Raw genomic sequence first — 21,616 nt, 5'->3', positions numbered from 1 at the left:
GAGGTATGCGAATGAGCGAATATCATAACAACCAGATCCTTTGGACTGAAAAACTACCGGGTGGTCATCATTGGTCTGGACGAGTTCAGAAAGGGACAGTTTTACAATTCAAAGCGTTAGCTTCAAACGCCAATGTTTCACTGTTTTGTGTGAATGCTGAAGATAAACTTGAACGCTACAACATGCCAGACACCTTAAAAGGACAACATACTGCATTTCTAAGTTCGGGCAATGTCTTGTATTCAGATTTAGGGCGTGTCATGGCATCGATCGTTAAAGATGACCATGGTTGGAATGATACGTTCTGTGGGGCGAGTCGTCCTGAGCAAATCAGCAAACAGTTTGGTCAACGTCGTTTTCAAGATGCACGAAATGAAATGCACCAAAACGGTGTAGATGGCTTATTGGTAGAGATGGCGAAATTTTCACTGTCACAGATTGATTTAAGCGCAACCGTAAACCTTTTCTCAAAAGTGAGTCCCAATGATCAAGGTGCTCTAAGCTATACCCAATCAGATAACCTCAACCAAATCATTGAATTACGTTTTGAAATGGATTGTTTGGTTTTCCTTTCTGCTGCTCCCCATGGTTTAGATAACAGTTCGCTCTATCAACCAAGCGATATTCAATTGTCTTTATATAAAGCCAATCCTTTAGCCAACCACGATATTTGTCGTGATGCCTGTCCACAAAATCAGCGTGCTTTTCAAAACAACGCACGTTACTACGCATTGAGTTCAGCATATTAAGCTATAGGAGAAGCATCATGACGAGTTTACATACTTTTGAAAAAGCAACATTAAGTGAAGTTTGTCCTGCGGGTGAAGCATGGATGTGCGAGGTTAAAAAAGGGCAATACTTTCGCATTATCGATTTAGAGGGCAATCAAGCTGTTGATACGTTATTTATCTCAGCAGAAAATCCTGAAGAGCGTTATAGCGCTACAGATACGCTTGCCATAAATCAATATATCTATTTAGAAAAAGGCACATCTTTATACAGTAACTTTGGACGGTTAATTGCAGTGATTCATGATGATAACTGTGGTCGTCATGACACGTTGGGTGGCGCATGTTCTTGCGAAAGTAATACTGTGCGCTATGCACATGAAACTTATCCTATGCATAGTTGCCGCAACAATTTCATGTATGCCTTAGCCAAACATCCAATCGCGAAAAAGCACAATTTGAATGTGCGCCACATTGGTCCAAATATCAATTTCTTTATGAATGTTCCAGTTACATCTGATGGACATTTGAAATTTGATGATGGTATTTCTGCACCGGGTAAATTTGTCGAGATTAAAGCAGAAATGGATTTAATTGTGCTGATCTCTAATTGCCCACAATTGAATAATCCTTGTAATGCCTATAACCCGACTCCGATCCAATTAGTGATTCGTGATGGTGAGGAGGCTTAGTCTATGTTTGATAAAGTTTTAATCGCCAATCGTGGTGCGATAGCATGTCGTGTTATTCGAACACTAAAAAAATTAGGTATTCAATCGGTTGCTGTGTACTCAGAGGCAGACCGAGATTCTTTGCATGTGACTTTAGCGGATGAAGCGGTTTATATCGGTGATGCACCCGCGAGTCAAAGTTACCTCAATGTTGACAAAATTTTAAAAGTTGCCAAACAAACAGGTGCGAATGCCATTCACCCGGGTTACGGTTTTCTATCTGAAAATGCCGAATTTTGTGATCTGTGCGAATCACAAGGAATTGCATTTATCGGTCCAAACTCAGCTCAAATGCGTGCTTTTGGCTTGAAACATACCGCTCGAGAACTTGCAATCGAAGCAAATGTGCCACTATTGCCAGGTAGCCAACTTTTGGCTGATGAAGCAGAAGCATTACTTGAAGCCGAGCGCATTGGTTATCCTGTGATGCTAAAAAGTACCGCAGGGGGTGGTGGTATCGGAATGCGCTTGATATGGAATGCTGAGGAGCTAAAAGATGCTTTCACAACAGTTTCTTATCTTGCGCAGGCAAACTTTAAAGATGCAGGACTGTATTTAGAGAAATTCGTACAGAATGCTCGCCACATCGAGGTGCAAATATTTGGTGATGGTCAAGGACAAGTTTTAGCGTTAGGTGAACGAGATTGTTCTGTTCAACGTCGCAACCAAAAAGTTATTGAGGAAACGCCAGCACCACATTTAAATGATCAACAACGTTCATATATTCAGACTGTTGCGATTCAACTGATGCAATCCGTGAATTATCGTTCCGCGGGTACTGTTGAATTTGTGATGGATACGGACACACAAGATTTTTACTTTTTGGAAGTAAATACCCGTCTACAAGTTGAACATGGTGTCACAGAACAAGTATACGGCGTGGATTTGGTTGAATGGATGGTCACACTTGCAAGTGGCGACTGGACAGCACCAACGCAATCTTTGAAATCAGTAGGACATTCGATACAAGTTCGTTTGTATGCAGAAGACCCGATCAAAAACTTCCAACCGAGTGCAGGTTTACTGACCTTTGTTGAATTTGATGATCAAGCACGTAATGAAACATGGGTAGAAACTGGCTCAACTGTTTCCTCATTTTACGATCCTATGATTGCTAAAATTATCGTCACGGCAAATGATCGAGATGCGGCTATTCAGGCAATGAATCATAGCTTAGCCAAAACTCAGGTGGCAGGTATCGAAACCAATCTTGAATATTTACAGAATATTATTGATTGTGAAGTGTTTAAAGCGGGTACTCAAACCACTCGTTTCCTCAATACTTTTGAGTGGAAAACTCAAAAAATCGAGGTATTGCAAGCAGGTATTCAAACTTCCATACAAGATGTTACTGGGCGTTTAGGCTATTGGGATGTGGGAGTACCACCATCTGGTGCGATTGACCCTTTATCTTTAAACGTGGCAAACCAACTACTTGGTAATGCATCTAATAGTGCAGGTCTAGAATGTACCTTGCATGGACCTACACTAAAGTTTCGCTGTGATAGCCAAATCGTGCTTGCAGGTGGTGACATGCCGTCAACCTTAGACGGTGAGCACATTCCAATGTGGCAAACGGTGAATGTGAAGAAAGGGCAAATTCTTAAATGCGGTAAAATCATTACAGGATGTAGAACTTATATTGGCATTAAAGGTGGTTTGAATGTTCCCAAATACTTGGGTTCACAAGCGACATTTACTTTAGGTCAATTTGGTGGTCACGCAGGGCGTAATTTGTTAATTGGTGATATGTTGCCCATCACGTCTTTTAGTTCAGATCAACAAACAAGTTTGAATGCAGAACAAGTCCCGACATTTTCAAACAGTTGGGAAATTGCGGTAATGTATGGTCCACATGGTGCGCCTGATTTTTTCACCAAACAAGATATTGATACCTTCTTTGAACATTCCTTTGAAGTACATTTCAATTCAAGCCGTACAGGAATTCGATTGATCGGGCCAAAGCCTGAATGGGCGCGTGAAGATGGCGGTGAAGCAGGTTTACATCCTTCCAATATTCATGACAATGCCTATGCCATTGGTGCAATCGACTTTACTGGAGACATGCCGATCATTTTAGGTCCTGATGGTCCGAGCCTTGGTGGTTTTGTTTGCCCAGCGGTCGTTGTTCATTCTGAACTTTGGAAATTAGGTCAATTAAAAGCAGGAGACAAAGTCAAATTTGTTCCTATTCGATATGAACAAGCAACCCAATTAAATCAAACATATCATCATATGCTCAGTACGGAGTATCTTAACAATGTGCAATTTGGCCAAAGTTTTTATGCTGAGATTGATAGTTTAAATGATGCTGTATTGGATCGTTTAGATGGTCAAGATCATACGCCAAATGTGGTGTATCGCCCCGCTGGTAATAACTACATGTTGGTTGAGTATGGCGAATTGGTTTTAGACCTGAATTTACGATTCCGCATACATGCATTAATGCAGTGGGTTAAAGATCAAAACATCATAGGTATCATTGATTTAACACCGGGAATACGTTCACTTCAAATTCATTTTGATTCACTCAAACTTGATCAACAGAATTTATTGAACCTCCTTAAACAAGCCGAAACAGAATTACCTGATGTGACTGAAATGCAAGTTCCTTCACGTACCGTGTATTTACCTTTGGCTTGGGAAGATTCTCAAACGCAGTTGGCAACTGAACGTTATATGCAAACGGTGCGTCCTGATGCACCGTGGTGTCCAGACAATATCGAATTTATCCGTCGCATTAATGGTCTGAAAGATAAACAAGCTGTAAAAGACGTGGTGTATAACGCAAATTATTTGGTGATGGGCTTAGGTGACGTATATCTCGGTGCACCAGTTGCGACACCGCTTGATCCACGTCAACGACTTGTAACGACCAAATATAATCCTGCAAGAACTTGGACACCTGAAAATGCTGTCGGAATCGGCGGTGCTTATATGTGTGTCTATGGCATGGAAGGACCGGGTGGCTATCAGTTTGTGGGTAGAACGACTCAAATGTGGTCTCGCTATCGTAGAAATGCAGACTTTGAGCAAGGTAAACCGTGGTTATTACGCTTCTTTGATCAGATTAAATTTTATGAAGTTTCTGAAGCTGAACTGATGCACATGCGTGAGGACTTTAAAGCAGGTCGTTTAAAACTACGCATTGAAGATGGTGTACTCAACCTGAAAGAGTACAACGACTTCTTAACGGAAAATCAAGAATCCATTTCTGCATTTAAAGCGGTACAACAAGCCAACTTTGATGAAGAACGTCGACGCTGGCATGAAGCAGGGCTTGCGGAATATGTCTCTGAAAGCCTCGATGCTGTAGATGATGGTGAAGGCGTTGAAATTCCAGACGGTGGTTGTGCGGTTGAATCGCACATGCCGGGTTCGATCTGGAAAATTGAATGTGCATCGGGTGATATTGTGGAAGAGGGTGCAACACTTGCAGTCATTGAAGCGATGAAAATTGAGATTCCAATTATTGCGCCTGAGCGTATGCGTGTAGATGCGATTACTATTGAAAAAGGGCAAACAGTGAAAACGGGACAGGTGTTGTTTACCTTGGCGCCAGTTGCCTAAGAGTTGATAGATAAAAAGACCGTTCGTAAGGGCGGTTTTTTCCTTATATGTGATAAATTATGAGAACTTATTTCATTATAAAATCTATTCCATGAATTTTTATGTTGTTGATGATTATAGAGTTGATAGTAGACAGGTCTCGACTGATAAAGAATATTGTGTACTTAAGTGGGATGATTGGGATGATTTCGGTTATAAAACACAATTTCATTTAAGATACGTGAAAAATGGTGAAGTTACTGATTTAGGGGCGATAAAAATAGCATTTGTAGAGGATAGCCCAAAAATCTTTCACTTTAATCAGCATGTATCAAAAAAATTTTCTAAGATCGATGAAAAATTTTTCAGCATGGGTGGGAGTGGTAAGTATTATCAGAGAATTAGATCATTAAATAATAAAACAAGAAGAAGAATACTTAGTTCATTAAATGATTTGGCATTCAATTTAGAAAAATTTAATTCATTATATGAAAAAAATTTACCAGTTTTACATACCTCATTGATGAGAGAATTTTTTGCTGATGAAATACGGGGAAAGTATAATCGTTTAGCAAACGGGAAACCTGAATTAACAGAATTTAGTTTTTCATTTGAATATTTTAATGATGAAAATCGCCAGGTTAATGTATCTTTTGATGTTACTCCTAACTCATTACCACCAACAAATTTACATGTTGTAATTGGAAGTAATGGTGTAGGTAAAACGAATTTTTTGAATAAGATATTAAAACATTTTTTCACTAAAGATTTAGGGTTAACAAAAGTAATTTACTTTAGTTACAGCCCATTTGATAAGCCATTTCAAGGCATTATGGAAGCCGATATAATTGATTATGATTATGCATTTCATGGGTTGCTAAAAAGTCCTTTTAATAATACTGAAAACACATTAAATGGTGGGTTGGATCTCGAACGTCAGTTTTTAGAATCATTCATTGAATGTATGAAATCTATTTCTAAGACTCATAGATGGATTGAAATGCTTAAAATCCTAACAAAGAATGATGATTATCTTACTGATATTTTTTCGTATATATTAGAAGATGAAGAAAGTGAAATTAATAGTGAAAAAATTTTAGAGGTTTACCGTTTACTAAGTACTGGCCACAAAATCATTATTAAATCTTTGACACATTTAGTTAATTCAGTTACTGAAAAGTCGTTAATTTTATATGATGAGCCTGAAACTTATTTGCATCCTCCTTTGATTTCGGCTTATTTAAGAGCTATGTCATGGTTGCTGATTGATAGAAATGCCATTGGAATTTTGACTACACATTCTCCAATTATTTTACAAGAAGTACCTAAGAGTTGTGTATGGAAAATTTTAAGAAGAGGAGATGTTTTCAATGCTCTGAGATTAGAAACTGAGACATTTGGAGAAAATATTTCTTTATTAAACTATGAGGTTTTTAACTTAACAGCATCAAATTCAAGTTTTATTGATTTATTAGAAACAGAAGTAAGTAAAATTATAAAAGAGAGTCGTACACAAACAAATATAGAAATATTTAATCAGGTTATATCTATTTTTAAGGGAGAATTGGGTACTGAAGCTAGAGCACATTTAATGAAAAGCATCAAGAATATTAAAGCGGATATTAATGATGAAAAAAATTAATCTTCCAAATTTCAATATTAAGGATACTTATCCTTTAAGTCTTAAGTATATAGACCAAAGCAAACAAAATAGAAAGATTATTTTTGATAATCTAACATCATTAACTGATGATATTTTTTCCTATAGTGATGAATATGAGGAAAAAGCTTCTCAAGGTAAATTATATGAACTTGATAAAGATCGATTTAGAAATTATTCAGAGGATTTAGTCAAATTATATAAATCATATTTTTCCAACAATCAGCCTCAGTATTCAACTATAAGAAAATTTTATGACTTAATTTTAACTAATGGTAATGAAAATAAGGATAAAATTATTAAATGTCCTTATTGCTTATCTGCGATTTGTTCACATGTTGATCACTTTTTACCTGAATCTATTTATCATGGTTTAGCGGTTAATCCTAAGAATCTAATCCCAAGTTGTCATAATTGTAATACTAAGAAAAGAGCTAAAATTTTTAAAATAATTGGACAACATCAGGTCTCTTTTTTTCATCCATATTACGATGATCTTGATAATGTTTTATGGCTGAAAGCAAACATAACTATTGAACAAAATTTCTTATCAGTATCTTTTTTGGTTGATAGTTCATTAGATGTTGCTGAAGAGATAATCTATAAGATTAATTATACTTTTGATGAGTTGGGTATGGCTCAATATTTGAGTAATAAAGCTGCTGAAACAGAGCTGACAACGCTAATGGCAAAATTTAGAAGTAAAGATTTTTGGTTAGAATTAAGCAATGAAGAGATCACTACAACGTTAGATTCAAACAGGAAACTTTTTATTTTAACACATGGCAAAAATCATTGGTTAACGGCTTTATACGCTGAATTATCAAAAAGATCAGATTTATATGATGTTTTAAAAATATCCTAAACCTTAATATGAGACTAGTTAACAGGTCTTTTGAAAGACCTGTTAAATGGTAATAATTTGATTATTGTTTACATATCTAGTCTATTGATGATGGGCAAAACATTCAGTCTTAAAGGTAAATATCACAGAACCATCAATTTTAAAGAATCCTTAATATAAAGAACTCAAAACATTTACAGATAAAGTTACTCCAACCATGCTCAGCCACCCTTTGATGCACTAGTGAACCTGAATGGTGCAAGGTGGTACATTTTTTAAGCATATTTAAGATAGGTAAATCTCCCTCGTTTTGTATCACTAGGCTTTTGTGGGGCTTTTTATATGCCATTATGGCTGAATCCACTTAATTTTATATTTTGGCATGCTTTCTGCTTTTATTTATATACAGTATAAATAAAGGAGAGCAATAAACTTGATCACTAAATCACACACATCGGTTCATTCCAACATGTATAAAAAGAATAACCAGTACATGAGCAGTAACAATGGAATAAACTGATGAAACACTCTACTTCAAGTAAGCCCCATCTCAACGTAGTGGGGCTTTTTTTTTGTCATTTAATTAAAGTTTATTCACCAAATCTCTATAGCTAAAATTGGCACATATTCTGCATCTCAATAGAAGTAATACAAAAACTAATTTTAGTAATACCTTTGTAGGAGCTGCGATATGAGTGAAGCCAAAACCAACACTGTAGAAAAACACCCTATTAAGAAATTCTTAGTCGATTTATTCAGTGCAAGAGCAGGTCTGTATTTCAAACAAAATCACCAAGAACGCAAAGTAAAGGGATAAGACTGTGGCCAAGCAAAAGTTAGCTCGAATCAGTATTACCGTACCTGAAACTACATTGAGTGCACTTGATCAAAAAATCGTTGATCAACACTACGAAAGTCGTTCACAAGCGATCTTGGACATGATTAATCGGCATTTAATCGATGATCTAGCTAAAAATGATGAAGTTATGGTTGGCACTTTGACATTGTTGTATGACGTGAGTTTAAAACCGTTACGCACTCAACTTGTTGATTTACAGCAACAATACTTAGCTCAGGTGATCAGTTCATTACATATTCAATTGGATGATGACAAGGTTCTACAAGTCATGTTGATGCAAGGTGTCAGTAGTGATTTGAAAGCCATCAGTCAACAGTTCATTGCATTAAAAGGGGTGATTAAAGGGCATTTGGAATTGATGGATGCCGTCATGCCACCAATCGCACAAAACACTTAAGCACATAAACATTTGTAAAGACGAAAAGTTCTCAATATCAGAGCACAATAGGAGCAAGCATAAGATGATCAAAAAAACACTGATTTCAGCATCTGTGCTGACAGCGATTTTTTTAGGGGGCTGTGACAACACAGCAAAAATTCCAGAGTCTAAAGCAAAAACTGAAGGTAGTACCAACACTAAACCAATCACGATTGGATACAGTGATTGGCCGGGTTGGGTGGCATGGCAGGTGGCAATCGAAAAAGGCTGGTTTAAAGAAGCAGGGTTAAATGTCGAATTTAAATGGTTCGATTATTCCGCATCAATCAATGCATTTTCTGCCAATCAGCTCGATGCTGTTTCTGTATCCAATGGTGATAACTTGGTGATCGCTTCAGGAGGCACCAAAGGCATCATGATTTTGGCAACCGATTATTCCGCTGGAAATGATGTCATTATCGCCAAAAGTGGAATCAATCGTATTGCAGATTTGAAAGGTAAAAAAATAGCGGTTGAGAAAGGTCTTGTTGATCATCACTTACTCAATTCGGCTTTAGATGATGCCAAAGTTGCTAATAGTGAGGTCACTTTAGTAAATGCGATGACGAATGAGTTACCTCAAGTGTTTGCAAGTCCTGATGTATCAGCAATTGCAGTTTGGCAACCTGTAGCTAATCAAGCTTTGAAAGCGGTTGCAGGTTCTAAAATCATCTATTCATCCAAAGATAAGCCCGGACTGATTTATGATACTTTGACCGTCAATATGACGCATCTTGCTGCGAATAAGGAAGATTGGAAAAAAATCATTCAGGTTTGGGATAAAACCGTTAAATATATTAATGATCCTGCAACACGAGACGATGCAGTAACGATCATGGCAAAACGGGTTGGTTTAGATGCCGCACAATATGCCCAATTTATTGATGGAACTCATTTACTTGATCTCGAAGCAAATAAGAAGGTATTTACCAAATCCGACAGCTTTGATTCAATTTACGGATCAAGTTATCACGTCAATGAATTTAATTTTAAAAATGGTGTTTACACAACTAAAGTAGATGTTGATAGTGTGATTTTTCCAACGCTCGTTGAAGAAATCAAATAATTCCCTATTGAGCAACAATCCTTTTAAATTCCATAATTAGCCCTTAAAAATCTCCCTGAAAATAGGGAGATTTTTATACATTCATACATGTGAAAAATAATACTTCGATATAAAAAAGCCCACTTTTAAACGTGGGCTTTGAAAGGTCTTATTCTATTTAACTAAGCTAATCATCACTTACTTTAGTCATACGAGGAATTAACGGCAAATCCTCGAGTGCTGGATCGAGTTGATCTTCATCAGCATGAACCAGTTGATCTACTCGTTGACGCAATGTTTTAAATTCAGGGCAAAGCATTTGATCTGGATGACGTGGGCGAGGTAAATCTACTTCGATAATTTCTTTTATTTCACCAGGATTGGCTTTCAGTGCGACGATACGGTCAGCGAGTAAGATCGCTTCATCCATATCATGAGTGACAAAAATAATAGTGATATCAATATTTTGCCATAAATCCATCAAGTGTCGTTGCATCTTCTGACGGGTATGTGGATCAAGTGCGCCAAAGGGTTCATCCATCAATAAAATTTTAGGTTCATTCACCAATGCTCTAGCAATCGCAACACGTTGTTTCATCCCTCCAGAGAGTTGATGAGGATACTGATTTTCATATTTTTCTAAGCCGATAATATTAATCCATTCTCGTGCTTGCGCCTCGGCCGTACTATCACTTTGTCCCTTCATTTTTGGACCGAACATCACGTTTTCTTTGACGGTTTTCCACGGAAACAGTGTATATCCTTGAAATACCATACCACGCTCAGGGCTAGGCCCCACGATCAGTTGACCATCAATCAGAATCTCTCCACCTGAATAAGAATCTAGTCCAGCAACAATCCGACTGAATGTTGACTTACCACAGCCAGAAGGACCGATCACACAAATAAACTCACGTTTATGAATCTTTAAATCAATTTGGTTTAAAACAGTTCGTTCAGTTTTGCCATGTTTGAAGCTTTGCGTCAGTTGTTTCGCTTCTAATATGACAGCACGTTCATAGATGTGATCAAAATATTCACGAGCATTGAAATGGGTATTTGTCATTAGTGTGCTCCTGATTTCCATTTAAAAAGCTGCTGTCCAAGTTTCATTAAAATGACATCACAGATAAGACCAATCACACCGATGATGAGGATGGCTGCATAAACATTGTCAAAATTTTGGTAACGCGCTTGTTGAGTGATAAACCATGTAATACCTGATGTGCTCCCAATCAATTCAGCAACGATCAAGTAAGTCCACGCCCAACCGAGTAAAACTCTTAAATTACGATAAATCTCTGGCAAGGCTGCAGGAATTACTACATGAAATAGGCTCTTGGTTTTGTTCGTGCCAAGGGTAAATCCTGCTTCGATTAAACTGCGATCAACCAACCGAGTTGTATTGGCAATAATAAGTATCTGTTGAAATAGCGTACCGATGATAATGATGGCTATTTTTGGTGCATCGTTGATACCTAAAATGGCAACAGCTAGCGCACCAAAAGCAGGGGCAGGCAGGTAACGGAAAAATTCAACAAATGGCTCTGTGAGTTGAGCAATCGTTTTAGAAAAACCGCATAAAATCCCCAAAGGTACACCGATGAGCGATGAGATAAAAAATGCGGTGAAGACCAGTTTAATACTATGCCAAAGACTTTCATGGAACCACGGTGCATTTGCTTGAACAGGTGGCGTCGTAAACGCAGTAACAAGGGCTTTAGCAACTTCGTGAGGGGCAGGCAAATAAATGGGGTTGACTAAGATTCCTTGAGGTGGCTTTAAGCCATGATCTACAGCACTTTGTGCTTCAGAATAAAAAACCTCTTTGGCAATACGACTATCGACCTGTAGATATGTCACGCTGCCTGTATCAGTAATTTTGACTTGTGGGTGCCATACAAATGGCAAATAACTTACAGCACACCACAACAAAATTGGTATTAAAAATGACCCTAGACCAAATAACAATTTGTTGGTTTGGCTGAGTTCGCGCGCAACGTAACTCATATTTTTTTGCCTCTTAATATTACATTTTTTATAAAACGTAATACTGATTAAGCAAAATAAGTGCCAATCAGATAAATACTAATCTTACGGTGACGATGAGCAAACAGTGAAACTTTATTATTATTCTTTCTTGATTTTATAAATGATAATAATTATCATTTGTAAATACTTTGTTTTTGAGTCAATGATTGTGAACAAAACCCCGATACTCGTTGATGAATTATACAGGAACCATAGCGGGTGGCTTCACCATTGGCTGCGAAAGAAAATTGGAAGTTCTGAGCAAGCTGCTGATTTAGTTCAAGATACATTTATTAAAATCCTTCAGACACGCGATGAGTTGTTGGGCGTCAAAGAACCAAAAGCTTATTTAACTTCAATTGCGAAAAATTTATTGATCGATCAAGTAAGACGGAAAAGAATTGAACAAGCGTATCTTGATGGTTTAAGTGAAATGGAATACATGCTTGATGCGGTTGTGTCCCCCGAAGAACAGGTACAAATCATTCAAGCCATTCATCAGTTATGCAAAGCATTAGAAGTAGTCTCTGAAAAAGCCCAACAGGCTTTTATCTTGCATTATTTAGAGGGGTATACGCATAAAGAAACGGCTGAACAACTTGGTGTCTCGACCAAGATGATCCAAAAGTATTTGGCCAGTTGTTTGGTACAGTGCTATCAAACCCGAATGGATATGGATGTGTTGGTTTAAATGACAAAGAATCATAACCAGCAATTGGTTGAAGAGGCAGCACAATGGATTGTTCAATTAAGCGCGGATGATGAGGTGACTCGTCGTAATGCAGAAGTACAATTCAAACAATGGAAAAAAAATAGTCAGCAACATCAAAAGATTGCCAACGATATTGAACGCTGTCTCGGCTCGATTCAAAAGTTATCACATAATCATCATAAAAAAATTACCAAATCGGCACTCAAAGCTGGGCTGGGATCAGGAAAGGTTTATAAAAATATTCGAACTGGTACAGCATTTGCGATCGTTCTATGCACTTCGGGTGTTGGTACATTATATTTATCAGATACATCGCTAGGTTATATTGCTGCGGATATTCGCAGTAATTCTAGTCAGTGGACCACTCAAACATTACAAGATGGCTCACAAATCATTCTTCGTGGCAAAAGTGCCGTCAATATTGATTTTAAGACGAACCAAAGAGTGGTTGAGCTGGTGCAAGGCGAAATATTTGTTGATGTCGCCAAAGACCAGCAGCGACCTTTTATTGTCAAAACCTCTCATGGACAAATACAGGCACTCGGAACAGCTTTTAGTGTTGCTTATCAACCAGAAATAACCGAATTAAAAATACTGCATTCAAAAGTTCAAGTGCGAGCCAAACCATCCAAGACAACATCTACAAATACTGTCAATCAAGCAATAGTTAAAGCAGGGCAAGCGATCGGAATAGATCAAAATGGTTTAACGCCAATTTCAGCACTGAATCGCTACAATGAACAGCAAAAGTGGGATAAACATCAACTGATGGTTGAAGATTTACCACTGAATCAAGTGCTGAAAGCCTTGGATCAGAACTACAAAGGAAAAATTATTTTTAATGATTCAGCATTGAGCAAGATACACGTCAATGCTGTATTACCACTAGACCAAACACAAGACGCACTTAAGCTACTGGGCGCAGTTTTTCCACAATTAAAAATATATCAAATTACGCCTTATGTGATTTTTGTGACGACTTAGCAAAATTTTTTAATTATTTGGTTCCACTTTTTTCTTACTTGTTCGTCATAGTAAATAGAAGCAATAAATTTGGATCATTTTAATTAGTGGTATTGAATGATTCTTATTTCTATTTACTGGGGTGTGTAATGGAAAACTTGGGAAATGGCCAGCAACAGAGAAAAAGTCTGTTTCGACTATCAAAGCTTGCACTTGCAATCTATACCGTGGGAATCGGGAGTATAGCCTTACCGTTACATCCTGCATATGCAGCAACGACAAATGCCAAATCTTATAATATTTCAGCAGGTACATTGGCAAATGTATTAAATCAATTTGCAGAGCAATCGGGCACTTCGATTGCAATCGATGCACAACAGTTAAAAGGCAAAAATAGTACTGGCTTAAAAGGAAGTTACTCCATAGAGCAAGGCTTTCAACATATTCTCATGAACACAGAATTTTATGCTGTGAAAGTTGGGCAAGGCTATACACTCACAAAAAAAGCACCACCATTAACAGCCAATCAAGCTGCTTTAGTTTCTCCTATGAGTGATCAACGCGATTTAATGAATGAAGCCTCAGCTCGTTTAGCTCCCATCGTTGTCTACGGTCAAGAAGATCGTGATACACAAGGCTATAACAAGGTTTATGACGCAAATCATTCTTCAGTTTATGCAGGTAAAGAATATGTAGAGCGTTTTAAAGGTACAAATCCTGCTGATGTATTACAAGGTATGGTCGGGGTGTATAGTGGTGATGCGCGGAATAGCGGCGCACTTGATCCAAGTGTTCGCGGTGTGCAAGGTGTTGGTAGAGTACCATTAACCATTGATGGAACAGAGCAATCGGTCGCTGTTTGGCGAGGGTATAACGGTGTTAACAATCGGAACTATATTGATCCGAACTTGATTGCTGGGATCGAGGTCATCAAAGGACCTTCACTAGAACGTAATGCCACAACATCTGTTGGTGGTGGGGTGTTGGTTAAAACACTTGAAGCTGATGATATTGTCCGCGCAGGAAAAACCTTTGGTGCTGAATTAAAAGTAGAAGGCTCAACCAATTCAATAGATCCATCACTACCCGACATGAGTAAAGTTGGTCGAGATTATAGTGAGACAACACCATGGATTGAAATAGATCGTGCTCGATATGATCCTGATATTTACAAGAAAAATAGAACCCGAAAAGATAACTCTAATTTCTCTGGCGATGATTTGGCCGGTCGACTTGCACTGGCAATGAAAAAAGATCAATTCGATTTATTGGCTGTTTATGCTGTTCGTGAACGTGGCAATTATTTTTCAGGAACACACGGTGCGGGTTATTACAAACGTGCTGAACCCAATAATGACAATTTCGATTTTATTCCATATTTTGCACATGCTTACAAACCAGGTGATGAGGTTCCAAATACTTCTAGCCAGATGGAATCTTGGCTTTTCAAAGGAACCTATCGGCCTACAGACTTCCAAACCTTAAAACTCACTTATCGAGATACTAAAAATAAGTTTGGTGAAATTATGCCATCTCGCATTCAATGGGGAATAACGCCTGATTTGGGTGTACCTCAATGGCCGCTCAGTGACATCCGTTCAAAAGCATACAGTTTGGAATACAAATTTAAACCTGATAGCAATCAGTGGGTCGATTTTTATGCCAATGTTTGGCAAACCGATACTGAAAGTCAGACTTTTACTCGTGGCGGCTGGCCAACCACGATAGACTTCCGTGATAACAAAATTATTAATACCGCAGTCAGTCATTCAGATAATACCCGTAAGGGCATTACCGTGAGCAATAAAGCACATTTAACGGATCAACTCGATTTGACGCTGGGTGGAAGCTTCTTAAAAGAAAAACTGACATCTGATGATGTCTATGGTGATCATGGTCCAAGCTATTCCTTATACCAAGCTTTACCGCGTGCTGGACGACGTGAAGAGAAAACTTTTGATTTTAATTTTAATTATCGTCCCTTGTCTTGGTTAAGCTTCGATGCGGGTATGCGTTACCGTTCTTATTGGGCTTTTGATGACTTCTTAAATAAATCAATCCGCGATGGGGTTGATCTTACGCTAAATCCATTATTTACCAAGAAAAATAGACTCAAAGAATATAGTTTTGAATATCGAACCATGCCTGAAAGTTATGATGCTCAGCAGCAGCGCATGCTCAACCTACTATCACAACGCTATGCAACGAGCAATCCTGATTGGGATGGTCGTTTGGAGACGGTACCTGCATCAGAGACAAATTTATATAGCCGAATTTGGTCACAAATCAATACGTTGACATGGAAAGCAGATCAAAATGGTCATTTGGCTTTGGCTGACAACATTTTGGATCAACTGAACGCTTTAGATCAGAAATACGTTGTGATCGGAAATGGCTTTAAGCCCGCTGTAATTGAACAAGTTCCAATTGAATCTGTAAACAAAGTTAAAGATAGCGGTTGGGCGCCTCAGTTAAGTGCAGCCATTCAACTGACCGAAAATAACCGACTCTATGCACGATATGCTGAAGAATATCGTTTGCCGAGTTTATTTGAAAGCACTGTCGGTTTTTCAGCAATGATGCCTTATCAAGCTGTTAAACCTGAACATGCTTTTAACTATGAAGTGGGTTATGTCTATGATATGCGTGACTGGTTTAGTTCAGCGCGCAATGCTGACTTTAAACTGGCGTATTACTACAACAAAACCAAAAACGTGATTGAACGAAATCAAAATCTGATATTTACCAACATGGATGAGCAAAAACTTTCAGGTTTAGAACTACAAAGCCGTTTTGACAATGGTGGTTTCTTCACAGATTTAAGTTTGGCTTATAACCTCAAAAATGAAGTCTGTGATAGTAATAGTGCGATTGATAGGATGATCAATAGTGGCACTGTACAAACAGATCATGGGATTCAATTCCGAGATGCTTACCAACGCTGCGTCGATGACGGCTTTCCCAATGGATATCTGGTGACAATGTCTACACCAGAACTCAGTGCACATGCATTATTCGGCGCACGTTTCTTTGATGAAGCACTTGAACTTGGGGCACGTGCAACTTTCTATAAAGCTTATGAAAGCCCATTGCGTAAAAACAATGATGATGGCGTCAATAAAGGCTATTACCTCAATGTTCCTTTGGCGTGGGACGATACATGGATTTTTGATGCTTATGCACGTTATCAAGTCGATACCTACAACACCGTTGAGTTTGTAGGAAATAATCTTTCAAACCAATTCTACATTGACCCACTCACTCGGAGTGCGATGGCTGCACCCGGTCGTACCCTTAAAATCAGTTGGACCACTAAGTTTTAGCACAGAATTTAATTCCAGCTTTAAGTGAATTGGAATTAGATAGGCGTAAATAATAGATTTGAATGATTATTATTTACATAACTAAAAAGCAGTTTTATAGATTCAACTGCTCATACAACAACATGATAGCGATAGCGTTATCCTCATTGAAACAATAACTTATCTTTAAATAAATGGAGTAACAATAAATGAAAATCTCTCAACTGTTCATCGGTCTGGTTGCATGTTCTGCTGTATTTTCTCATGCAGCTATTGATGGTGCTTCTAGCAATGAAGCAAACATTAGAATTGGTGCGGCAGCAAATGCTAACCATCCAGGCGGTGCAGCGGCAGTATCTGTAGAAGCGGCAGGAGCACCATACAATGCATTTACAGGTTTTAGTTCATTAAAGGGCTTGGCACAAGCATTTGCGGCACAAGGTACCAGTAATACCAATGTCACAGTGGGTAGCAAGAGCTTTAATATTTCTCACATTCCTGTATCGGCTATGCCACCTTCACATAGTGCTTTGGGTAACTTTAACTTTGGTCAGGTGGGTACGCAGGAAGTATATTTTGGTGAGTGGTGGAAGGCTGGCGATACAGCAGCGAGTGCGAGCCATACGGTTTATTATGCGGGTGACAATAGCAATACCACCGTACCAACAGCAGGTACTGCAACTTATACCGTTGCAGGGATTAATGGATCTGCGACGAATCTGTTAACTGGTAATTTCACTGCGAATTTTGGCACGGGCACACTTGAAGGTTCTTTAACGGGAACAGGTACAGCGGTTTCAAACTTAACATTGAATGGTGTGACATTTAATCCCGGTACTGCTGAGTTTGCTGGTGCAGCAAGCGCCAATGGTACAGCTGGGTTAAATAATACAGGTATTGTCCAAGGACATTTCTTTGGTGCAAATGCTGCGGCTTTGGCAGGTATCGCCGAGTTTAATAACGCATCTTATAACACTGCATTTGGCGGTGCGAAAAACTAATCGTGGCGAGAGGAATCTACATCTGTAGGTTCCTTTTGTTTTTATGCGTTGATGATTTTACATTTTGGTTTGCGGTTGATATGAAACGAACATTGCTGTGTTGCTTGGCTTTATGGGGAAATACATCACTCTATGCGGATGATGAGACTCAACTTCGCCTAAATCAGAGCCTAGATCAGCAGTTATTACAACAACAGCGTTCATTTCAAGCACAAGGTACGATTCGGAGCACTGAAAAACTACCTGAACTCCAAATCAATGGAAAAGTCTATGTCGTTGAGAAAAATCAAGATGATCTAGCCAAAGCGCTATATCTAGCGGTTATGCAAAAACACTGGGTAAATGTTCAAATCTATTTAGTGCATTATCAAAACTATCCTGAGTATGATCAGGCTTTAACTGATTTCGCTGAAGGTGCATTGGCACGTGCTCAGGGACAACTAAAACTGGCTGAACAAAAATTCCAAAGCAGTTTAAATAAACAACCGAACAATCTGATTTGTGAACTCGAGTTAGCGCGTGTGCTGTTTGAACAACAGAAGAACAAAGAGGCAGCACACCTTTTTATAACGATTCAAAATAAATTAGAACAAAGTGATCACAGTGTCATTCCACCAGAAGTACAAAAAACGGTTCAGCTTTTCGTCAAAGCGCTTGCTCAACGAGATGCATGGCAAGGTTCTATTGCTATAGGTCCGACTTATGCGAGCAATCTAAACAGTTCATCAGAACAAAGCAAAACTTGGACGCTGTATGGCATGGATAAAGATGGCAACATTATCCCAGCTCAAATTACACGAGGAAGTCCAAAAGCAGTTTCAGCAAATGGTATAGATTATGACGTAAGCCTGATCAAACGTTTTTCCATCAAAGAAAATCATGGTGTTGCACTACGTGCTCTAGCTTATGGACAGTCCTACGATAACCAAAGCAATTATAACGAATCCACCCTCAACGTAAATGCAGGTTATAGCTATTACGATTTAAAAAACCAAATTAATTTCAGTCCACTATTTGAACACAAACGTTATGGCAACGAGAGTTTGTACGATGCTTGGGGCGGACGGATTGAATGGATGCGATTTATTTCAGGAGATAAAGCACTCAAACTTGAAGCAGAAATTAAAGATTTTGATTATCACACCTATAAAACACTTAATGGGCAAGAGCGTTCGGTACTGGCGACTTTTTGGAAAATTTTACCAGAACAATGGACATTCTTTGGTGGACTCGACCTCCTTGATCGTTCGACACAAGAACAATATACCGCGGCTTACCAGCAACAAGGAATTCGTCTAGGTATAAGCAAACCATGGAATATTGGAATTCATACAACATTATTAAGTTCTTATCGTTGGCGACAGTTTGATAAATACGCAAAGGTTTATGAAGCAAGACGACATGATTTTGAACAAAATTATACGTTTGTTGTGCAAATGCCACGCTTCAAATTTTATGGCGTAACGCCGAATTTAACTTATCGTTATAACCACAATGATAGCAATGTGGACTGGTTGTACACTTATGACAAGCACAATGTCAGCCTGAAACTCGAACACCGTTTCTAGGAGAGGCTGATGAAATTAAAAAATCTATCTCCAAGTTATAAACAACAATTTCCTCGCTTCTCTGAATTGCATCCTCATCATTTCGGGAAATGGGGCGTTGTAGGTACGGTCATGCTTTTGCATATTGCAGCATTGTGGTTGCTCAGCCATCTGATAGAACCGTATACATTGGATAGCGCACCTAAAGTGAATGCATTAAAAGTGCATTTCGTTTCATTGTCCAGTGCCGAACAATCATCACCACGATCGTCTGGACAAAGTGCTGTTGCAATCAAGTCAGAGAAGCAAAAACGAAGCGTATCAGAGAGTTCAAATGCAACTGTATCATCCAAACCCGCCGCAAATACTCGCACACTCAGCAGCACACATGTTGATCGTGTGATATCAGATAGCCAGCCAAAACATAATCATAAAAATGAGCAAGCTACCCCAACTCAAGTATCTGTAGATTCAAAGCCATCCCTGAATAAAGATCTGACCTTAAAAACAAAAAAGATCGAACAACAGCTCACATCGGAGCAAAACCCAAATGTATCAAAACAACAAGGAGAGAGCCATTCCAACGCTGGTGGAGTGATGACACCCGCGACACAACAGGAACTTGCACGTGCTCCAGATAGCCAAGTCGCCCCAAATGAACCATTACAAGTGAGTCGTGTAGATGTATTAAGTTTTGCAAAACTAAGCTATGAGGATCGTGAACTAAAACAACAAGATCGCACGGTTGAACTTCGTATACGTATTAATGAAAACGGTCAGGCGACAGATATTCAACTACAACAAAGCTCAGGCATCAGCAGCTTGGATCAACGTGTCATACAAGCTGCACTTAAATCAAAATTTAAACCTTATCAAGTGAACGGTCGAGCAGTGGCCGTGGTCGTGGACTTCCCAGTCCAACTTAAACTCAGTCGGAATCGTTGAACCATCCGTGATATCTATTTTAGGAGAAAGAAAATGAATGCAGCAACAGAACAGATGATTGCTAATCAATTGTCCCAACGTTTAAAACATGAAACCGCAACTGAACATGAACGTATGCACAAATTGATGGCTGAAGCAGCGGTATTTTCGAGTAAAGAGCGATATACACAATTCACCTTGTCACAATACTACTTTCAGAAAGAGATTGAACATCTTTTCGAAAAGCAAGGCGTGGCGGAACTCATTCCTGATTTAGGGATTCGTGGACGTTCTCAACAAGCACTGGCAGATTTGCAAGACTTAGGACTAGTACCAAAAGGTGAACCTTTACAAAGTAAAAATGTCGAAATGCCTGAAGCATTAGGTTGGATCTACGTTTCGGAGGGTTCAACTTTAGGTGCAGCCTTTTTATTTAAAGAAGCACAAAAGCATTTAGGTTTTTCTGAAACTTTTGCTGCTCGAAATCTTGCTGCCTATCCCGAAGGACGTGCCAAGGTGTGGAAACGTTTTGTACAAGCTTTGGATGAGACAGGCTTTGATCAATCTCAGCAAGACCGTGTGATCCAAGGTGCTTTAGATGCTTTTGGTTATTTTGGTAACGCACTCAATCGATTGGATGAAATGCACTAAATCTTTGAGAAGCAATTTTTATTTATCCAGATTGGGGAAATACACAGCAAAGATTAGAAAATTCTCAAAGCACTTAACTCATCAAACTATGCCTAACTGAGTATGAAACATATGGATCACACAGAGAATAAGTTAAATATGGAACTAACTTCCGCACCATCACCAGAAAATAAAGTCGCACGTTCGATTTGGTGGCGCATGTTATTTATATGTCTCGCTTGGTTATGCATTGCTTTGGGAGTGCTCGGGATTTTTATTCCCGGTTTACCAACTGTCGATTTTATTTTATTGGCAGTCTTCTTTGCGGCGAGGGGATCAGAAAAGCTTCATCAATGGTTGTTAAACCATCGTTTTATCGGTCCGATCATAAAAGAATGGAGGGAAAATCGTCGCATACCTAAAAAAGCAAAATATATGTCAACGGTGAGTATGAGTGTCGCTGCAGGTCTTATGATCTGGATCATTCCGCATCCTTGGGTGGTATATCCTCTCATTGCATGTATGGCTGTAGTCTTGATCTGGATGTGGAGCAAATAGTTTATGTCGATCTGTACATACTGAATGCATAAAATTGAATCATTTACTTGTGATAATAATTATCATTATTGTTATTTTTATTAGTTTTGTGTATGCTCCAAGCAATTTTTTAAT

The 21,616-nt window shown here is 38.6% G+C and carries 18 protein-coding genes; 16 read left to right on the top strand and 2 right to left on the bottom strand.

The window, feature by feature from the left end; translation table 11 throughout:
• Window positions 1-5 precede the first annotated feature (5 nt).
• The 8 genes from MMO38_RS02810 to MMO38_RS02780 all read left to right on the top strand — a co-directional run bounded on the left by MMO38_RS02810 (window position 6) and on the right by MMO38_RS02780 (window position 9,855).
• The gene (locus tag MMO38_RS02810; protein ID WP_241322459.1) at window positions 6-749 is read left to right on the top strand and encodes an urea amidolyase associated protein UAAP1; all 744 of its coding nucleotides are present in this window, start codon (window positions 6-8) and stop codon (window positions 747-749) included.
• 17 nt (window positions 750-766) lie between these two features.
• On the top strand, window positions 767-1,420 hold the full coding sequence (locus MMO38_RS02805) for an urea amidolyase associated protein UAAP2 (RefSeq protein WP_241322458.1): 654 nt from the start codon (window positions 767-769) through the stop codon (window positions 1,418-1,420).
• 3 nt (window positions 1,421-1,423) lie between these two features.
• Window positions 1,424-5,029: an urea carboxylase gene (uca, locus tag MMO38_RS02800; protein ID WP_241322457.1), complete on the top strand. Its 3,606-nt coding sequence runs from the start codon at window positions 1,424-1,426 to the stop codon at window positions 5,027-5,029.
• Between the two features lie 91 nt (window positions 5,030-5,120).
• Window positions 5,121-6,650, top strand: coding sequence for an AAA family ATPase (locus MMO38_RS02795; protein WP_241322456.1), 1,530 nt, complete (start codon window positions 5,121-5,123; stop codon window positions 6,648-6,650).
• Window positions 6,637-7,533, top strand: a complete 897-nt coding sequence (locus MMO38_RS02790; protein WP_241322455.1) for an HNH endonuclease signature motif containing protein — start codon at window positions 6,637-6,639, stop codon at window positions 7,531-7,533. The genes MMO38_RS02795 and MMO38_RS02790 overlap by 14 nt, the downstream gene beginning before the upstream one ends.
• 670 nt (window positions 7,534-8,203) lie before the next feature.
• A complete protein-coding gene (locus tag MMO38_RS16640; protein ID WP_277602772.1) occupies window positions 8,204-8,329 on the top strand; it encodes a hypothetical protein in 126 nt (41 codons plus the stop codon).
• Between the two features lie 4 nt (window positions 8,330-8,333).
• Window positions 8,334-8,768, top strand: a complete 435-nt coding sequence (locus MMO38_RS02785) for a ribbon-helix-helix protein, CopG family (protein ID WP_004639187.1) — start codon at window positions 8,334-8,336, stop codon at window positions 8,766-8,768.
• A 64-nt stretch (window positions 8,769-8,832) separates the two neighbouring features.
• Window positions 8,833-9,855 carry an ABC transporter substrate-binding protein gene (locus MMO38_RS02780; protein WP_241322454.1) on the top strand — a complete coding sequence of 341 codons (1,023 nt, stop codon included), beginning with the start codon at window positions 8,833-8,835 and terminating at the stop codon, window positions 9,853-9,855.
• Window positions 9,856-10,021: 166 nt separating this feature from the next.
• On the opposite strand, the gene MMO38_RS02775 is transcribed toward MMO38_RS02780, so the two are convergent.
• Both MMO38_RS02775 and MMO38_RS02770 read right to left on the bottom strand, forming a co-directional pair.
• On the bottom strand, window positions 10,022-10,900 hold the full coding sequence (locus MMO38_RS02775; protein ID WP_241322453.1) for an ABC transporter ATP-binding protein: 879 nt from the start codon (window positions 10,898-10,900) through the stop codon (window positions 10,022-10,024).
• The gene (locus MMO38_RS02770) at window positions 10,900-11,844 is read right to left on the bottom strand and encodes an ABC transporter permease (RefSeq protein ID WP_241322452.1); all 945 of its coding nucleotides are present in this window, start codon (window positions 11,842-11,844) and stop codon (window positions 10,900-10,902) included. Before MMO38_RS02770 ends, MMO38_RS02775 begins: the two co-directional genes overlap by 1 nt.
• Before the next feature lie 190 nt (window positions 11,845-12,034).
• Between MMO38_RS02770 and MMO38_RS02765 the strand changes: the two genes are divergently transcribed.
• The 8 genes from MMO38_RS02765 (at window position 12,035) to MMO38_RS02730 (ending at window position 21,502) form a co-directional block, all read left to right on the top strand.
• Window positions 12,035-12,556: a sigma-70 family RNA polymerase sigma factor gene (locus MMO38_RS02765; RefSeq protein WP_241322451.1), complete on the top strand. Its 522-nt coding sequence runs from the start codon at window positions 12,035-12,037 to the stop codon at window positions 12,554-12,556.
• Complete coding sequence (locus MMO38_RS02760) at window positions 12,557-13,561, top strand: FecR domain-containing protein (protein ID WP_241322450.1); 1,005 nt, start codon at window positions 12,557-12,559, stop codon at window positions 13,559-13,561.
• A 128-nt stretch (window positions 13,562-13,689) separates the two neighbouring features.
• Window positions 13,690-16,863, top strand: coding sequence for a TonB-dependent receptor (locus MMO38_RS02755; protein ID WP_241322449.1), 3,174 nt, complete (start codon window positions 13,690-13,692; stop codon window positions 16,861-16,863).
• A 188-nt stretch (window positions 16,864-17,051) separates the two neighbouring features.
• Window positions 17,052-17,843 carry a Slam-dependent surface lipoprotein gene (locus MMO38_RS02750; protein WP_241322448.1) on the top strand — a complete coding sequence of 264 codons (792 nt, stop codon included), beginning with the start codon at window positions 17,052-17,054 and terminating at the stop codon, window positions 17,841-17,843.
• A gap of 80 nt (window positions 17,844-17,923) precedes the next feature.
• Window positions 17,924-19,411 (top strand): surface lipoprotein assembly modifier, encoded by a 1,488-nt coding sequence (locus MMO38_RS02745; RefSeq protein WP_241322447.1) that lies wholly within the window; start codon window positions 17,924-17,926, stop codon window positions 19,409-19,411.
• Window positions 19,412-19,420: 9 nt separating this feature from the next.
• Complete coding sequence (locus MMO38_RS02740) at window positions 19,421-20,335, top strand: energy transducer TonB (protein WP_075315599.1); 915 nt, start codon at window positions 19,421-19,423, stop codon at window positions 20,333-20,335.
• Between the two features lie 33 nt (window positions 20,336-20,368).
• On the top strand, window positions 20,369-20,965 hold the full coding sequence (locus MMO38_RS02735) for a biliverdin-producing heme oxygenase (RefSeq protein WP_017395133.1): 597 nt from the start codon (window positions 20,369-20,371) through the stop codon (window positions 20,963-20,965).
• Window positions 20,966-21,076: 111 nt separating this feature from the next.
• Window positions 21,077-21,502, top strand: a complete 426-nt coding sequence (locus MMO38_RS02730) for a YbaN family protein (RefSeq protein ID WP_075315598.1) — start codon at window positions 21,077-21,079, stop codon at window positions 21,500-21,502.
• Window positions 21,503-21,616: the final 114 nt, after the last annotated feature.

This window comes from Acinetobacter sp. NIPH 1852 (assembly GCF_022549455.1).
Classification (GTDB): Bacteria; Pseudomonadota; Gammaproteobacteria; order Pseudomonadales; family Moraxellaceae; genus Acinetobacter.
This window is presented reverse-complemented; position numbering and strand designations above follow the sequence as displayed.

What these genes read in the sequence shown, in the direction of transcription:
- MMO38_RS02810 (WP_241322459.1), top strand. Translation starts at nt 6, where the DNA reads ATGCGAATGAGCGAATATCATAACAACCAGATCCTTTGGACTGAAAAA.
- MMO38_RS02805 (WP_241322458.1), top strand. Translation starts at nt 767, where the DNA reads ATGACGAGTTTACATACTTTTGAAAAAGCAACATTAAGTGAAGTTTGT.
- uca (WP_241322457.1), top strand. Translation starts at nt 1,424, where the DNA reads ATGTTTGATAAAGTTTTAATCGCCAATCGTGGTGCGATAGCATGTCGT.
- MMO38_RS02795 (WP_241322456.1), top strand. Translation starts at nt 5,121, where the DNA reads ATGAATTTTTATGTTGTTGATGATTATAGAGTTGATAGTAGACAGGTC.
- MMO38_RS02790 (WP_241322455.1), top strand. Translation starts at nt 6,637, where the DNA reads ATGAAAAAAATTAATCTTCCAAATTTCAATATTAAGGATACTTATCCT.
- MMO38_RS16640 (WP_277602772.1), top strand. Translation starts at nt 8,204, where the DNA reads ATGAGTGAAGCCAAAACCAACACTGTAGAAAAACACCCTATTAAGAAA.
- MMO38_RS02780 (WP_241322454.1), top strand. Translation starts at nt 8,833, where the DNA reads ATGATCAAAAAAACACTGATTTCAGCATCTGTGCTGACAGCGATTTTT.
- MMO38_RS02775 (WP_241322453.1), bottom strand. Translation starts at nt 10,900, where the DNA reads ATGACAAATACCCATTTCAATGCTCGTGAATATTTTGATCACATCTAT.
- MMO38_RS02770 (WP_241322452.1), bottom strand. Translation starts at nt 11,844, where the DNA reads ATGAGTTACGTTGCGCGCGAACTCAGCCAAACCAACAAATTGTTATTT.
- MMO38_RS02760 (WP_241322450.1), top strand. Translation starts at nt 12,557, where the DNA reads ATGACAAAGAATCATAACCAGCAATTGGTTGAAGAGGCAGCACAATGG.
- MMO38_RS02755 (WP_241322449.1), top strand. Translation starts at nt 13,690, where the DNA reads ATGGAAAACTTGGGAAATGGCCAGCAACAGAGAAAAAGTCTGTTTCGA.
- MMO38_RS02750 (WP_241322448.1), top strand. Translation starts at nt 17,052, where the DNA reads ATGAAAATCTCTCAACTGTTCATCGGTCTGGTTGCATGTTCTGCTGTA.
- MMO38_RS02745 (WP_241322447.1), top strand. Translation starts at nt 17,924, where the DNA reads ATGAAACGAACATTGCTGTGTTGCTTGGCTTTATGGGGAAATACATCA.
- MMO38_RS02740 (WP_075315599.1), top strand. Translation starts at nt 19,421, where the DNA reads ATGAAATTAAAAAATCTATCTCCAAGTTATAAACAACAATTTCCTCGC.
- MMO38_RS02735 (WP_017395133.1), top strand. Translation starts at nt 20,369, where the DNA reads ATGAATGCAGCAACAGAACAGATGATTGCTAATCAATTGTCCCAACGT.
- MMO38_RS02730 (WP_075315598.1), top strand. Translation starts at nt 21,077, where the DNA reads ATGGATCACACAGAGAATAAGTTAAATATGGAACTAACTTCCGCACCA.